Genomic DNA, 15,148 nt, shown 5'->3' on the forward strand with positions numbered 1-15,148 from the left:
GTCGTACCCGGACGGCGGTGCACGGGCTCCGGCACCTTCGAAGCACCACCTGACCCATGACTGCCTGACGAAGGACATGCGTCGTGCGCAGACCACCGCACAGCCCCCGAGTGCTCCTGACCACCCTCGCTCTCGCCCTGGTCGCCGCTCTCCCGGCCGCGCTGACCGCTCCCGAGCCGGCCCAGGCCCGCCCCCAGTCCCCGCCCCGGGCGCCGACCGGGACGACCGCCCGGCTCACCCGCACCGCCGACGACCTCACCCTGACCGTCCCGCCGAGCCGCAGCGCCCCCGGCTACCGGCTGCAGGTGACGACCGGACAACTCTCCTTCACCACCCTCCGGTCGGGCGGCACCGTCCTGGCCACCGCCTCCGGTGACACCGGCGCGCTGCGTTTCCGCACCGCCGGCACCTGGCACCACGCCACCCGGGTCACCGGCCACGCCTGGAAGGACGGCACCCTCACCCTCACCGCCGACACCACCGCACCGGGCGCCACGATCGAGGCCCGCGTGACCCCCTCGGCCGACCGCTACCAGCTGCGGTGGCGGGTCATCGGCGCCACCCCCGAACGGCTCGGCCTGGCCTGCGATCTGTCGTCCGCCGGTCACTGGTACGGCCATGGAGAGACCCAGACCCCGAACGGCGGCCCCGCCACCGACCAGCCCTGGCCGCTGGACAGCGGCGAGGTCGTGCACCCCGCCTTCGGCCCGGCCTCCTACTACATGATCGACCCGTTCTGGTACACCTCCCGTGCCACCGGCCTGCACGTGGACACCGGTCAGGTCATGGACGTGTCCCTCAACGAGGGCCAGGACGGCCTCGGCCGCTTCGACATCGAGTCCGCCGAGCCGTACAGGGCGACCGTCTTCGTGGAGTCCACGCCCCTGGACGTCTACCGCGACTACGTGGACCTCGTCGGCAGGCCCGCCAAGTCCGACGCCACCTACCGGCAGTACGCCGAACCCGTGTGGAACTCCTGGGCCCAGTTCTACACCCACGTCGACCAGGCGAAACTCCTCGACTACGCCCAGGACCTGCACGACCACGGCATCACCGGGCACGCCCTGCAGCTGGACGACAAGTGGGAGTCCGACTACGGCAACATGACCTTCGACCCGAAGGCGTACCCGGACCCGAAGGCCATGTCCGACACCATCCACGCCCTCGGCTTCGACTTCGGCCTGTGGGTCACCCTGTGGATCAACCTGGACTCCGACCAGTACCGCTACGCCGCCGACCACGGCTACCTGCTCAAGGACGCCGCCGACCCCGCCGAGCCCTGCACGGTCACCTGGTGGAACGGCACCGCCGGCATCGTCGACCTGGGCAACCCCGAGGCGCGGGCCTGGTACGAGGGCCGGCTGCGCACCCTCATGGACACCTACGGCGTCGACGGCCTGAAGTTCGACACCCGCTTCTTCGACGAGCGGTGCGCCCCGCACGAGGGCTACCGTCCCACCGACTATCAGCGGCTGGGCGCCGAACTCGCCGACGAGTACGACCTGCAGGGCGTCGGCATCCGCGTCCACTGGGACACCGCCGCCCACCGCGCCGGGTTCGTCACCCGCCAGCTCGACAAGGGCACCGGCTGGAACTCCCTGCGGGCCTCCGTCACCCAGAACCTCGCCATCTCCACGATCGGCTACCCCTTCGTCGCCACCGACATGATCGGCGGCTCCAGCCTCCAGCCGGCCCCGGCGAAGGAGGTCCTGGTCCGCTGGGCGCAGTCGGCCGCCCTGATGCCGCTGATGTACTCCTCCACGTCCCCCGTCGACACCGTCGACCCCACCACCGGCCGGCCGGTCGTCTACGACGAGGAGACCGTCGCCCTGTACCGCGAGGCCATCGCCCGGCACCAGCGCCTCGCCCCGTACATCTGGGACCAGGTTCAGCACAGCCTGAGGACCGGCGACCCGATCATGCGCCCGCTGTTCTTCGACTTCCCCGAGGACCGGGACACCTACACGATCGGCGACGAGTGGATGCTCGGCCCGGCCGTCCTGGCCGCCCCCCAGCTCGCCGACGCCTCCTCCCGTTCCGTCCACCTGCCCCCGGGCACCTGGTACGACGTGGCGCACCAGCGGACCGTCGCGGGCGGCCGGACCCTGACGTCCTACGCCACCCCGCTGGGCACGACCCCCGTCTTCGTGAGACTGGGCGCCGAGGGAGCCGACAAAGCCCTGCGCGCCCTGCGCTGACACACGGTGTCCGCACGCACGTGGACGGGGCCGCACCGGCCGGGCTCACGGCCGGTGCGGCCCCGGGCCGCCGTCGTGGGCGCAGCTCAGAAGCCGAGCTTGCGCAGCTGCTTGGGGTCGCGCTGCCAGTCCTTGGCCACCTTCACATGCAGGTCGAGGTAGACCGGGGTGCCCAGCAGGGCCTCGATCTGGCGGCGGGACTTGATGCCGACCTCCTTCAGCCGCTTGCCGCGCGGGCCGATGATGATGCCCTTCTGGCTGGGCCGCTCGATGTAGACGTTCGCGTGGATGTCGAGCAGCGGCTTGTCCTTGGGCCGGTCCGGGCGCGGCAGCATCTCCTCCACGACCACCGCGATGGAGTGCGGCAGCTCGTCCCGCACGCCCTCCAGCGCGGCCTCGCGGATCAGCTCCGCCACCATCACCTGCTCGGGCTCGTCGGTCAGATCGCCCTCGGGGTACAGGGCGGGGCCCTCCGGCAGCAGCGGGATCAGCAGGTCGGCGAGCAGATCCACCTGCTTGTTGGCGGTCGCCGACACCGGCACGATCTCTTTCCAGTCGATGCCCAGCTCCTTGCCGAGCCGGTCGACCGCGATCAGCTGTTCGGCCAGGGCCTTGGAGTCCACCAGGTCCGTCTTGGTGACCACCGCGATCTTCGGGGTGCGTTTGATGCCGGCCAGTTCCTTGGCGATGAAGCGGTCACCGGGGCCGATCTTCTGGTCGGCGGGCAGGCAGAAGCCGATCACGTCGACCTCCGCCCACGTGGTGCGCACCACGTCGTTCAGCCGCTCGCCCAGCAGGGTGCGCGGCTTGTGCAGGCCCGGGGTGTCCACCAGGATCAGCTGCGCGTCGGGCCGGTGCACGATGCCCCGCACGGTGTGCCGGGTCGTCTGCGGCCGGTTCGAGGTGATCGCCACCTTCTGCCCGACCAGAGCGTTCGTGAGGGTGGACTTGCCCGCGTTGGGCCGGCCCACGAAACAGGCGAAGCCGGCCCGGTGGACAGCCTCGGTGGACTGCTCGGATGACTGGGTGCGAACGCTCATGGCGCCCATTCTCCCTGATCGACGACGCCCTGCCGTACCCCGATCCGCGCCGGGGCCCCGGACAGGGCGCCGTGGACGTGTCCGTGCCGCCGGTCCGCCCGCCGCAGGGTCCCGGGATGTGACCGGAAACGCACGCGGGACGGGCCGTGGGACGGGGATGCCCGGCGGGGTTACTCGGCCGCGCCCGCCGGCCGGGTGAGTTTGACCGTGCCGTCCGGTCCGGCCAGCAGCACCGGTGTCTCGGGGCCGCCCAGGTCCCCGACGGCGGCCCGGTCCTCGGCGGCGATGTCCTCCGTCTCGCTCACCACGGCCGCCGCCTCCAGCGAGCCGGCCCCGGACGCCACGGCCATCGCCACGGCCGTCTGCAGCGCGGTCAGCTTCAGCGAGGGCAGCTGCACCGACCCGGCGGCGTAGGTGCGCCCGGTCTCGTCCCGCACGGCCGCGCCCTCGGGCACACCGTTGCGGGCCCGCACCGAACGGGCCAGGGTGACGATCTTGCGGTCCTCGGGGGCGAGCCCGTTGCTGTCAGTCATGATCCGAGCATACGAAGGCACGCCGGCCGCGACGCAGCCGAGGGCGCCCCCGGGGCGACGGGAGCCGCGGCGTGCGCGGGTCGCCCTGCGGAGGAGGTCCTCCGGGGGCGGTCTCACGGGCGGTGCTCAGGGGCGCTCTCTCAGGGGCGGTCGAGCCGCAGCCGCTGGGCACGCGGCAACCCGGCCACCACCAGGTCGTAGGAGTCCTCCACCAGCTCGCGGACCAGCCGGTCGGGCAGCGAGCCGTCGACCGTCACCGTGTTCCAGTGCCGCTTGTTCATGTGCCAGCCCGGAACGATCAGCCCCGGGTGCGTGGCGCGCAGCCGGACCGCCTCCTCCGGGTCGCACTTGAGGTTCACCGTCAGCGGCCGCGCATCCAGCGCCGTCAGGGCGAACATCTTGCCGAGCACCTTGAACACGGACAGCTCGGGGCCGAACGGGAACTCCTCCACGGCCGCGTCGAACGACAGGCACAGATCACGCAGTGTCTTCGGTGTCACTCCGGCTTGTCCTCGTCCCCCGGGAGCGCGGCCGGCACGGGCACCGGCTCCACCAGCACCGTGGCGATCTTGTTGCGCCGTCCGGCGGCGGCCTCGGCGGTCAGCCGCAGCTTCCGCCCGTCCGGCAGGGCGACCACCGAGGAGGCGCCGGCGATCGGCACCCGGCCCAGGGCCTTGGCGAGCAGGCCGCCGACCGTCTCCACGTCCTCGTCGTCGTACTCCTCCAGGCCGTACAGCTCGCCCAGGTCGCCGATGCCGAGGCGGGCGGTGACCCGGTGGCGGCCGTCGCCGAGGTCCTGCACCGGAGGCAGCTCCCGGTCGTACTCGTCGGTGATCTCACCGACGATCTCCTCCAGGATGTCCTCGATGGTGACGATGCCGGCCGTGCCGCCGTACTCGTCGATGACCACGGCGACGTGATTGCGCTCCTTCTGCATCTCGCGCAGCAGGTCACCGGCGTTCTTGGTGTCGGGTACGAACACCGCCGGGCGCATCACGGTGGACACCAGCTCGCTCTCCGCCTCCCGGCTGATGTGGGTGCGGCGGGCCAGGTCCTTCAGATAGACGATGCCGACGATGTCGTCCTCGCCGTCCCCGGTGACCGGGATGCGCGAGAAGCCCGAGCGCAGCGCCAGGGTGAGGGCCTGGCGGACGGTCTTGAACCGTTCGATGACCACCAGGTCGGTGCGCGGCACCATCACCTCGCGCACCAGCGTGTCGCCCAGCTCGAAGACCGAGTGCACCATGCGGCGCTCCTCGTCCTCGATCAGCGACTGCTTCTCCGCCAGGTCCACCAGGGCGCGCAGCTCCGCCTCCGAGGCGAACGGGCCGTGCCGGAAACCCTTGCCCGGGGTGAGCGCGTTGCCGAGGAGGATGAGCAGCGACGGGATCGGGCCCATGATCCGCGCCAGCGGCACCAGGACGTACGCCGCGACGGTCGCCGTGGTCAGCGGATGCTGGCGGCCGATGGTGCGCGGGGACACGCCGACGGCCACGTACGACACCAGCACCATGACCGCGATGGCGACCACCAGCGCCTGCGCCGTGCCGGGGAAGGCCTCCAGGCAGGCGTAGGTCACCAGTGCCGCCGCGGCCATCTCGCAGGCCACGCGCACCAGCAGCGCGACGTTCAGATAGCGGGTCGGGTCGGCGGCGACCTTGGCCAGCCGGGCACTGCCGCGGCGGCCGGACTTCACCGCCTCCTCGGCGCGGAAACTGGACACGCGGGCCAGGCCGGCCTCCGCACAGGCGGCGAGCCAGGCGACGACGACCAGCGCGACCGCGCCGATCACGATCTGCGGGTTCATCGCCGGGCGCCTCAGGTGACGGTGGGCGCCGGGGACGGGCCGGTCAGGCCGCGCTCGGCCCGCCATCCGTCGACGATGGCGGCCTGCAGGCCGAACATCTCGGCCCGCTCGTCCGGCTCCTCGTGGTCGTAGCCGAGCAGATGCAGCACACCGTGCACGGTGAGCAGCTGCAGCTCCTCGTCCATGGAGTGCCGCGTGGGCGCCTCGGCGCCCTGCTTGGCGGCCACCTCGGGGCACAGCACGATGTCGCCGAGCAGGCCCTGCGGGGGCTCGTCGTCGTCCTTCGACGGCGGACGCAGCTCGTCCATGGGGAAGGACATGACATCGGTGGGTCCCGGCAGGTCCATCCACTGCACGTGCAGCTGCTCCATGGCGTCGGCGTCCACCACGATCACCGACAGCTCCGACAGCGGGTGGATGCGCATCCGCGCGAGGGCGTACCGGGCGATGTCGAGGATCGCCTGTTCGTCGACCTCGATGCCGGACTCGTTGTTGACGTCGATCGACATGGTCGTGCTGGTCTACTTCCCCTTGTGCCCGTGCCCGTGCCCCTGCGCGGCCCTGCCGTGGCCCGTGGGCTTCGGCGCGCCGTTCTCGGTGCCGTGCGTGCTGTCGTACCTCTCGTACGCGTCGACGATACGGCCCACGAGCTTGTGCCGTACGACGTCGTGCGACGACAGCCGGGCGAAGTGGACGTCCTCGACGCCCTCCAGGATCTCCTGCACCTGGCGCAGACCGCTCTTGGTGCCGCCTGGCAGGTCGACCTGCGTCACGTCACCGGTGATCACGATCTTGGAGTCGAAGCCGAGCCGGGTGAGGAACATCTTCATCTGCTCGGGCGAGGTGTTCTGCGCCTCGTCGAGGATGATGAAGGCGTCGTTGAGCGTGCGCCCGCGCATGTAGGCCAGCGGAGCGACCTCGATCGTCCCCGCGGCCATCAGCCGGGGGATCGAGTCCGGGTCGATCATGTCGTGCAGCGCGTCGTACAGCGGACGCAGATAGGGGTCGATCTTCTCGTACAGCGTGCCGGGCAGGAAGCCCAGGCGCTCGCCGGCCTCGACCGCCGGGCGGGTCAGGATGATCCGGTTGACCTGCTTGGACTGCAGGGCCTGCACCGCCTTGGCCATGGCCAGGTAGGTCTTGCCGGTGCCGGCGGGCCCGATGCCGAAGACGACCGTGTGCTTGTCGATGGCGTCGACGTAACGCTTCTGGTTCAGCGTCTTGGGGCGGATCGTGCGGCCGCGCGAGGACAGGATGTTCTGGGTGAGCACCTCGGCCGGGGTCTCGTGACCGTCGCTCTCGCCGTTCTCGCTTGCCCTGAGCATGGCGATCGAGCGTTCCACCGCGTCCTCCGTCATCGGCTGCCCGGTGCGCAGCACCAGCATCATCTCGTCGAACACACGCGAGATGAGGGCGACGTCGGCGGGGTCGCCCGTCGCGCTGATCTCGTTGCCCCGGACATGGATGTCGGCCGCCGGGAAGGCCTTCTCGATCACGCGCAGGAGGGAGTCGCCGGAACCCAGCACGGTCACCATGGGGTGCTGGGCGGGGACGGTGAACTGTGCTCTCGCCTGCCCCTGCGCGGGGGTGTTTGCTGCGGGTGTCTGAGTCATGGGCCGGCGCTTAAGGCCTGCGATTCCTCCTCGTCACGGCCGCATCGCTGAGGGCGGCCTCGCGCTTCCCAGGGTACGACGGGGTACTGAGGTCGTCGTAGGCAGTTCCGTCCGGGACCGTGACGGCACGTACGGTGACGAACCGGTCACCCGGCCTCACGGGATCAGCCGCCCGGCGGGGGCGGGACCCGGCTGATGCGCGGCCGTCCGAAAGCCTCGCTGCCGGTGCGCACCGCCCGGGGCGGGGACCGCCCTGGAGCGGCTACGGCGTCCGGGCTACCGGCGCCGTCAGGTCCTGCAGGCCCACCACCCGCAGCAGCTGCAGCTTCTCGTGGGCGTCGGTGCCGGGGCGGGCGGTGTGCACGACCAGCTGCTGGGTGTGCTCCAGGTGGGCCAGGACCTCGCAGTCCAGCTCCAGCACGCCGACCAGCGGGTGCCGGAAGCGTTTGACCGAGGCGCGCCGGACGGCGACCTCGTGCTCGTCCCACAGCCGCGCGAACTCCTCGCTCGCGGCCCGCAGCTCGGTGACCAGGGCGGCGGGCTCCGGGTCCTCCGGGCGGGCCGCGGTCACCGCCCGCAGGCTCGCCACCTGCTCGCGGGCCCGCTGCGGGCGGTCCTCGGCCGGGAAGGTCTCCTGCGCCCGGGGGTCCAGGAAGAACCGGCGGATGAGATTGCGCTCGCAAGGCGGCAGGGCCATGAGGTCACCGCTGAGCACGCGGGACATCGCGTTCTGCGCCAGCACCTCGCCGCAGTCGGTGGCCACCATCGCCGGAGCGTCGTGCAGCCGGTCGAGGACCAGCAGCAGCCCCGGGCGCACGTGCCGGCTCGTCGTCTCCCGGCGCGGCGGCTGCTCCCCGGTCAGGTGGAAGAGATGGTCGCGTTCGTCCTCCGTCAGGCGCAGTGCGCGGGCCAGCGCGCTCAGCATCTGCCGCGAGGGGCGCGGGCCCCGGGACTGCTCCAGGCGCGTGTAGTAGTCCACGGACATCCCGGCCAGCTGGGCCACCTCCTCGCGACGCAGGCCCGGCGTGCGGCGGCGGGCGCCGGCGGCGAGGCCCACGTCCGAAGGGGCCAGGCGGGCCCGGCTGCGGCGCAGGAAGTCGGCGAGTTCGGCTCGGTCCACCCCTCAAGGATGGGCCCGCCCGCCGGGCGCAACCAGGGATCGCGGGTCCCCGGACGAGGAGGTCTCTGCCGCCCGCCGCCCGCGCCGCCGACGGTGGAGGGGCGAGCAGGACGGTCCTGCGAGAGGAGCACATCATGCTGACCCTGGTGACCGGGACGACGGGACAGGTGGGACGGCGGTTCGTGCCCAGGCTGCTGGCGCAGCGGCAGCCGGGTGAACACGTGCGGGTGCTGGTGCGGGACGAGGCCCGGGGCGCCCGCTTCGCCGAGCTGGGCGCGCAGGTCGCCGTGGGGGACCTGCGCGACGAGGAGACCCTCGGCACGGTGCTGGCCGGGGTGGACGCGGTGGTGAACGTCGCGGCCGCCTTCCGCGGGGTGCCCGAGGAGGAGATGTGGGCGGTCAACCGGGACGCCGCGGTGGCGCTCGGCCGGGCCGCGCAGAAGGCCGGGGTGGCGCGGTTCGTGCAGGTCAGCACGAACAACGTCTACGGCACCGGCCGCGGGCGTCCGCTGGTCGAGGACGACGAGAGCAGGCCCGGCGGGCCCCTGTGGGGCGCGTACCCGGCCTCCAAGCTCGAGGCCGAGCGGGCGCTGCTGGCGACCGAGGGCCTGGACGTGCGCATCGCCCGGCTGCCGTTCGTCTACGGCGAGGGCGACCCGCACCTGAGGAACGTGATGGCCTGGGCGCCGCGCTGGGCCCCGCAGCAGCGGCTGCACATGGCCCACCACGCGGACGTCGCGCAGGCCCTGATGCGGCTGCTGTACGCGCCCGGCATCGCGGGCCGCATCTACAACGTCGGCGACGACGCGCCCGTCACCACCGTCGAGCTGTACCGGCTCAACGGCATGGAGGTGCCCGACGAGCTGTACGACAACACCGACCCCGACCCCTGGCACACCATCGTGGACACCCGGCGCATCCGCCGCGAACTCGGCTTCCGGCCGATCCACCCGAGCGTGTACACCGCCCGGGAGGCCGGGGCGCTGTGACCGGGGCCGGGGCCGGTCAGCCGGTCCGGCCGGCCGCCTGCCGCTGGGCCCGCAGCTGGTCGCGGTACCAGCGGTAGGAGGCCTTCGGGGTGCGCCGCCGGGTGGCGAAGTCCACGTGCACCAACCCGAAGCGGCGCGCGTAGCCCTCCGCCCATTCGAAGTTGTCCAGCAGGGACCACACGAAGTAGCCGCGCACGTCCACGCCCGCCTGGAGCGCCCGGTGCAGGGCGCGGATGTGGCCGTCCAGGTAGGCGATGCGCGCGCGGTCGTCGAGGCCGTCGCCGGAGCAGCCGTTCTCGGTGACGACGACGGGCGGGAGACGCTCGCCGTAGCGGTCGCGGAAGGCGGTCAGCAGCTCGGTGAGGCCCTCGGGGACCACCGGCCAGCCGGAGTCCGTCACCGGGACGCCCTCGATCCGCCGCACGGTGAACGGCAGCCCGGCCGGGAGCGTCACCCCGCCGAACGCGGTGTCCGTGCCCTGCGGGGCGCCCACCCGGGTCGGCGCGTAGTAGTTCACGCCGTACCAGTCGACCGGCTCGGAGATCACCTCCAGATCGGCTTCCACGTCCCCCGTGTCGCCCGGCATCAGATCCCCGAGGCCCTCGGGGTACCGCCCCAGCAGCACGGGGTCGGCGAAGAGGCGGTTGAGCAGCAGGTCGTACAGGCCGGCCGCCTCGGTGTCGGCCGGTTCGGGCGAGGCGGGCCAGGTCGGGCCGTGCGAGTTGGCGATGCCGATGTCCGTGGCGCCGGCCGCGCGCAGCGCCCGGACCGCGAGGCCGTGGGCGAGCAGCTGGTGGTGGGCGACGGGCAACGCGTCGAACATCAGCTGCCGGCCGGGCGCGTGCACGCCCAGCGCGTGGCCGAGCAGGGTGTGCTCGGCGGGCTCGTTGAGGGTGATCCAGGTGCGGACGCGGTCGCCGAGCCGCTCGGCGACCAGCGACACGTACCGCGCGAACCGCTCGGCCGTCTCCCGCTCCAGCCAGTCCAGGCCGAGGGGCAGGTCCCAGTGGAAGAGGGTCACCACGGGCCGGACGCCCGCCGCGCACAGCTCGTCCACGAGACGGTCGTAGAAGTCCAGACCCCCGGGGGAGTTCACCCGCGGCCAGGACACGGAGAAGCGGTAGGCGTCCACGCCCAGGCCGGCCAGCAGGGCCACGTCCTCCCGGTAGCGGTGGTAGTGGTCGCAGGCCACGGCCGCGGTCGAACCGTCCTTGATCCGCCCCGGTTCGGCGCTGAAGCGGTCCCACACGGACGGCTCCCGCTCCGTCGCCGCACCCTCGATCTGGTGCGCGGAGGTGGACACCCCCCACAGGAAACCGGGCGGGAACGCGGGCAGCCGCGATGTCCGGGGCACCGGGTCCGTCGCCATGCGCGGATCATCCGCACCGCGGTGGGCGATGTCAACGCCCCGGCACCGGCCGGGACCTCAGGCCCCCTCGCGCAGCACCCGGGTGATCAGCCGGCGCTGCTCGTCGGAGAGATGCGGATCGGCGACATGCACCGTCCGCCCGTCCACGGTGATCTCGTAGTGGAAGCCGTCCGGGACACCGGACGACGGCGTGCCCCGCCCGGCGGCCAGGGCCTGCTCGGCCAGGGCGTGCCACTCGGCGGCGTCCGGGCGGCCCGCGGTGTCCACCTCGCCGCGCCGCTCGATGCCCGCGAAACCGCCCGTCCGCCTCACGTGAATCCGCATGGTTGCCTGTCTACCCCGTCGCGCGGAGATCCGAAGCCGTGCGCAGGGCCCTGACCGGGCCGGGCCCGACAGCACCCTCACGACGCGGGTACCTTGACCTCCTCCCAGGCCTTCTTCACCGCCTGCAGCTCGTCGCCCGTGCCGTACCGCTCCCGGGCCGCCTTGACGGTGAGCGCCGCGAAGTCCGCGAACTGGGCGTCCTCCTGCAGCTCGCCGCCGGTCAGCACGTCGTACCAGATCTGCCCGGCCCGCTCCCAGGCGTGCCCGCCGAGCGCGGTGGCGACCAGGTAGAAGGCGTGGTTGGGGATGCCGGAGTTGAGGTGCACGCCGCCGTTGTCGCTGCCGGTGTGGACGTAGTCGTCCATGGTGGCCGGCTGCGGGTCCTTGCCGAGCACGTCGTCGTCGTAGGCCGTGCCCGGCGCCTTCATGGAGCGCAGGGCGGTGCCGGTCACGCGCGGGGCGAGCAGGCCCGCGCCGATCAGCCAGTCGGCCTCGGCGGCGGTCTGCCCGAGGGTGTACTGCTTGATCAGCGAGCCGAACACGTCGGAGACCGACTCGTTCAGCGCGCCGGACTGGCCGAAGTAGGCGAGGTTCGCGGTGTGCTGGGTGACGCCGTGGGCCAGCTCGTGGCCGATGACGTCGACGGGGATGGTGAAGTCGAGGAAGATCTCGCCGTCTCCGTCGCCGAACACCATCTGCTCGCCGTTCCAGAAGGCGTTGTCGTACTTCTCGTCGTAGTGCACGGTCGCCCGCAGCGGCAGTCCGCGGCCGTCGATGGAGTCGCGTCCGTACACCGACCAGAACAGCTCGTAGGTCGCGCCGAGGCCGGAGTAGGCGCGGTTGACCGAGGCGTCGGAGCCGGGCTGCTGGCCCTCGCCGCGGACCTTGGTGCCCGGCAGGTCGGTGCCGTGGTGGGCGTCGTAGATCGTGCGGTCGGGCTGCCCGGCCCGGGCGGCGACGGGCGCGACGGGCGCGGCGGCGGTGCGTGCGCCGGCGACGGTGGTCAGCCGGCGCCGGGTGCGCTCCAGCGCGTCGCGCTCCAGGCTGCGGCGGGCCGGCTCGGACAGCGCGGGATCGTCGTGGCGCGCCAGGCGGTCGAGCACGTGGGGCGGCACGATCGTGCAGAAGACGGGCTCAAGGCCCCCGTGAGTGGTCATGCTTCGCACGATCGCACCCTGTCACTGTCTTGTCACCACCCGCAACCAGGATGGGGGAAATATCAGGGAACGGACGCGATGAAGAAGAGGCGGGTGAGGGCGGAAAACGACCGCAGTGCGTGAGGTTCCGCACTTTTTACCCGATTTATTCCTCCGGTTTCGCATACTGGAACGCACCCTCGCGGCCGGACACGGCTGAGCTAGGCTGCGCAGCACCATGAGTCACGGGCTGCTTCTCCTTAGCTGCCGCGGCGAGGGTCTGCAGTCGTAAGGCCGACCCCCTCCCCGCGGAGCTTCGTGTTTGCGCCGTCGGCCGTCCCATCCGGCACCGCTTGTCAGCGGAACTCACGAGGAGCCCACGCCCCATGGCGAACCGCCAGCAGCCCAGTTCCATGCCGATCCACAAGTACGGCCGCTACGAGCAGGTCGACATCCCCGACCGCACCTGGCCCGACCAGCGGATCACCCAGGCGCCCCGCTGGCTGTCCACCGACCTGCGGGACGGCAACCAGGCCCTGATCGACCCGATGTCGCCCGCCCGCAAGCGCGCGATGTTCGACATGCTCGTCGCGATGGGCTACAAGGAGATCGAGGTCGGCTTCCCCGCCTCCGGTCAGACCGACTACGACTTCGTGCGCTCCATCATCGAGGAAGAGGGCGCGATCCCGGACGACGTCACCATCTCCGTGCTGACCCAGGCCCGCGAGGACCTGATCGAGCGGACGGTGGAGTCCCTCAAGGGTGCCCGGCGCGCCACGGTCCACCTGTACAACGCCACCGCCCCGGTCTTCCGCCGGGTCGTCTTCCGCGGCTCCCGAGAGGACATCAAGCAGATCGCCGTGGACGGCACCCGCCTGGTGATGGAGTACGCCGAGAAGCTGCTCGGCGAGGAGACCGAGTTCGGCTACCAGTACTCGCCGGAGATCTTCACCGACACCGAGCTGGACTTCGCCCTGGAGGTCTGCGAGGCGGTCATGGACGTCTGGCAGCCCGGCCCGGACCGCGAGATCATCCTGAACCTGCCCGCGACCGTGGAGCGTTCCACGCCCTCCACCTACGCGGACCGCTTCGAGTGGATGCACCGCCACCTGTCCCGCCGCGAGTACATCTGCCTGTCCGCCCACCCGCACAACGACCGCGGCACCGCCGTGGCCGCGGCCGAGCTGGCGGTCATGGCCGGCGCCGACCGCGTCGAGGGCTGCCTGTTCGGGCAGGGCGAGCGCACCGGCAACGTCGACCTGGTCACCCTGGGGATGAACCTGTTCTCGCAGGGCGTCGACCCGCAGATCGACTTCTCCGACATCGACGAGATCCGTCGCACGTGGGAGTACTGCAACCAGATGGAGGTCCACCCGCGCCACCCGTACGTGGGCGACCTCGTCTACACGTCCTTCTCCGGCTCCCACCAGGACGCCATCAAGAAGGGCTTCGACGCCATGGAGGCCGAGGCGAAGGCCAAGGGCGTCAGCGTCGACGACCTGCAGTGGGAGGTGCCCTACCTGCCCATCGACCCCAAGGACGTCGGCCGCTCCTACGAGGCCGTCATCCGCGTCAACTCCCAGTCCGGCAAGGGCGGCATCTCCTACGTCCTGAAGAACGACCACAAGCTGGACCTGCCGCGCCGGATGCAGATCGAGTTCTCGAAGATCATCCAGGCGAAGACGGACGCCGAGGGCGGCGAGATCACGCCGCAGGAGATCTGGGCGGTCTTCCAGGACGAGTACCTGCCCAACCCGGACAACCCCTGGGGCCGCATCCAGCTCAAGGAGGGCCAGTCCACCACCGGCAGCGACGGTGTGGACACGCTCACGGTGGAGGCCACGGTCGACGGCGAGGACGTCGTCCTGACCGGCTCCGGCAACGGTCCGATCTCCGCCTTCTTCGACGCGCTGCAGTCCGTCGGCGTCGACGTACGGCTGCTGGACTACCAGGAGCACACGATGAGCGAGGGCGCCTCGGCGCAGGCCGCCTCCTACATCGAGTGCGCGATCGGCGACAAGGTCCTGTGGGGCATCGGCATCGATGCGAACACGACACGTGCGTCGCTGAAGGCGGTCGTCTCGGCCGTCAACCGCGCGTCGCGCTGACCGCTCCCACCGGCGGTTTCGGGGCCCCGGCCGCACCTCGCGGTGTCCGGGGCCCTTCCCCGTGCACGTCGGATACCGGCCAGGTCACGGAAAGGTCTCGTCCGAGGTGCTGACGGGGTCTGCCGATGTGGCTAACATCACGCCCACGCGGCGATGGTGCCGTGGGTTACGGAGGTGCGACGTGCTGCCAGTACGGGGACGAAACGGCCGTGCCACCCGGTTTGCCCGCCTCATGGGCACCCGCATCGCGTGGACCTGCGTCGGCGACGGCGAGTTCTTCTGCCCGGGGTGCGGGGGCGACCGCAACTACCAGCGGCTGAGCGGACGACGCCGCTTCACCGTGCTCGGGATGCCGCTGCTGCCGCGCGGCACCACCGGGCCGGTCGTGGCGTGCGCCGCCTGCGGCGGCCACTTCGGGCCCGACACCCTGGACCACCCGACCACCTCCCGCTTCTCCGCGATGCTGCGCGACGCCGTGCACACCATCGCCCTGGCGATGCTCTGTGCCGGCGGCACCTCCTCGCGCACCGCCCTGGAGACCGCCGCGTCCGCCGCCCGCGCGGCCGGTGTCGCCGACTGCACCGAGGAGCAGCTGGCCGCACTGGTCGAGGCGCTCGCCGCGGACACCGGCCGCGCCTACGAGAGCCGGCCCTGCGCGGCGGGGCTGACCATAGAGCTGCACGAGGCCCTGGACCCGCTGGCCCCGCACCTGGCACCGGCCGGCCGGGAGTCCCTCCTGCTCCAGGCCGCCCGCATCGCCCTGGCCGACGGCCCCTACACCCCCGCCGAGCACGACGCCCTCACCACCATCGGCACCGCCCTGACCCTGCCGTCCGGCGACGTGACCCGGCTGCTGGCGGCGGCCCGCACCCCGTCCTGACACACGCACGCCCGCACGCCGGTCCCGCCCG

General features: G+C 72.0%; 14 protein-coding genes. 4 read left to right on the forward strand and 10 right to left on the reverse strand.

Going from position 1 to position 15,148, the window contains the following annotated elements; all coding sequences use genetic code 11:
* Positions 1-83: 83 nt before the first annotated feature.
* Positions 84-2,198 carry a TIM-barrel domain-containing protein gene (locus tag OG899_RS18430; protein WP_229813641.1) on the forward strand — a complete coding sequence of 705 codons (2,115 nt, stop codon included), beginning with the start codon at positions 84-86 and terminating at the stop codon, positions 2,196-2,198.
* A gap of 86 nt (positions 2,199-2,284) precedes the next feature.
* On the opposite strand, the gene era is transcribed toward OG899_RS18430, so the two are convergent.
* The 7 genes from era to OG899_RS18465 form a co-directional block, all read right to left on the reverse strand.
* On the reverse strand, positions 2,285-3,238 hold the full coding sequence (gene era / locus OG899_RS18435) for a GTPase Era (RefSeq protein WP_168131047.1): 954 nt from the start codon (positions 3,236-3,238) through the stop codon (positions 2,285-2,287).
* 170 nt (positions 3,239-3,408) lie between these two features.
* On the reverse strand, positions 3,409-3,771 hold the full coding sequence (locus OG899_RS18440; protein WP_125497955.1) for a cytidine deaminase: 363 nt from the start codon (positions 3,769-3,771) through the stop codon (positions 3,409-3,411).
* A 140-nt stretch (positions 3,772-3,911) separates the two neighbouring features.
* On the reverse strand, positions 3,912-4,271 hold the full coding sequence (locus tag OG899_RS18445) for an MmcQ/YjbR family DNA-binding protein (protein ID WP_168131049.1): 360 nt from the start codon (positions 4,269-4,271) through the stop codon (positions 3,912-3,914).
* Entirely contained in the window at positions 4,268-5,578 is a 1,311-nt protein-coding gene (locus OG899_RS18450; protein ID WP_125497957.1) for a hemolysin family protein, read from the reverse strand. Before OG899_RS18450 ends, OG899_RS18445 begins: the two co-directional genes overlap by 4 nt.
* A gap of 11 nt (positions 5,579-5,589) precedes the next feature.
* Entirely contained in the window at positions 5,590-6,087 is a 498-nt protein-coding gene (gene ybeY, locus OG899_RS18455; RefSeq protein WP_125497958.1) for an rRNA maturation RNase YbeY, read from the reverse strand.
* A gap of 12 nt (positions 6,088-6,099) precedes the next feature.
* A complete protein-coding gene (locus OG899_RS18460; protein ID WP_125497959.1) occupies positions 6,100-7,191 on the reverse strand; it encodes a PhoH family protein in 1,092 nt (363 codons plus the stop codon).
* A 262-nt stretch (positions 7,192-7,453) separates the two neighbouring features.
* Positions 7,454-8,311, reverse strand: a complete 858-nt coding sequence (locus OG899_RS18465; protein ID WP_125497960.1) for a helix-turn-helix transcriptional regulator — start codon at positions 8,309-8,311, stop codon at positions 7,454-7,456.
* Between the two features lie 134 nt (positions 8,312-8,445).
* Between OG899_RS18465 and OG899_RS18470 the strand changes: the two genes are divergently transcribed.
* On the forward strand, positions 8,446-9,300 hold the full coding sequence (locus OG899_RS18470; RefSeq protein WP_168131051.1) for an NAD(P)-dependent oxidoreductase: 855 nt from the start codon (positions 8,446-8,448) through the stop codon (positions 9,298-9,300).
* Between the two features lie 16 nt (positions 9,301-9,316).
* Here the strand turns inward: OG899_RS18470 and OG899_RS18475 are convergent, their stop codons facing one another.
* The 3 genes from OG899_RS18475 to OG899_RS18485 form a co-directional block, all read right to left on the reverse strand.
* A complete protein-coding gene (locus OG899_RS18475) occupies positions 9,317-10,669 on the reverse strand; it encodes a GH1 family beta-glucosidase (protein WP_189427502.1) in 1,353 nt (450 codons plus the stop codon).
* A 57-nt stretch (positions 10,670-10,726) separates the two neighbouring features.
* On the reverse strand, positions 10,727-10,993 hold the full coding sequence (locus tag OG899_RS18480) for a protealysin inhibitor emfourin (RefSeq protein WP_125497963.1): 267 nt from the start codon (positions 10,991-10,993) through the stop codon (positions 10,727-10,729).
* A gap of 77 nt (positions 10,994-11,070) precedes the next feature.
* Positions 11,071-12,150 carry a M4 family metallopeptidase gene (locus OG899_RS18485; protein WP_125497964.1) on the reverse strand — a complete coding sequence of 360 codons (1,080 nt, stop codon included), beginning with the start codon at positions 12,148-12,150 and terminating at the stop codon, positions 11,071-11,073.
* Positions 12,151-12,515: 365 nt separating this feature from the next.
* Here OG899_RS18485 and leuA point away from each other — a divergent pair, with 365 nt between their 5' ends.
* Entirely contained in the window at positions 12,516-14,237 is a 1,722-nt protein-coding gene (gene leuA, locus OG899_RS18490) for a 2-isopropylmalate synthase (protein ID WP_125497965.1), read from the forward strand.
* Positions 14,238-14,418: 181 nt separating this feature from the next.
* Positions 14,419-15,117 carry a TerB family tellurite resistance protein gene (locus OG899_RS18495; RefSeq protein WP_125497966.1) on the forward strand — a complete coding sequence of 233 codons (699 nt, stop codon included), beginning with the start codon at positions 14,419-14,421 and terminating at the stop codon, positions 15,115-15,117.
* The last annotated feature ends 31 nt before the right edge of the window (positions 15,118-15,148 follow it).

Origin of the sequence: Streptomyces thermoviolaceus (assembly GCF_045209695.1) — a bacterium.
In the GTDB taxonomy this organism is placed as follows: domain Bacteria; phylum Actinomycetota; class Actinomycetes; order Streptomycetales; family Streptomycetaceae; genus Streptomyces; species Streptomyces thermoviolaceus.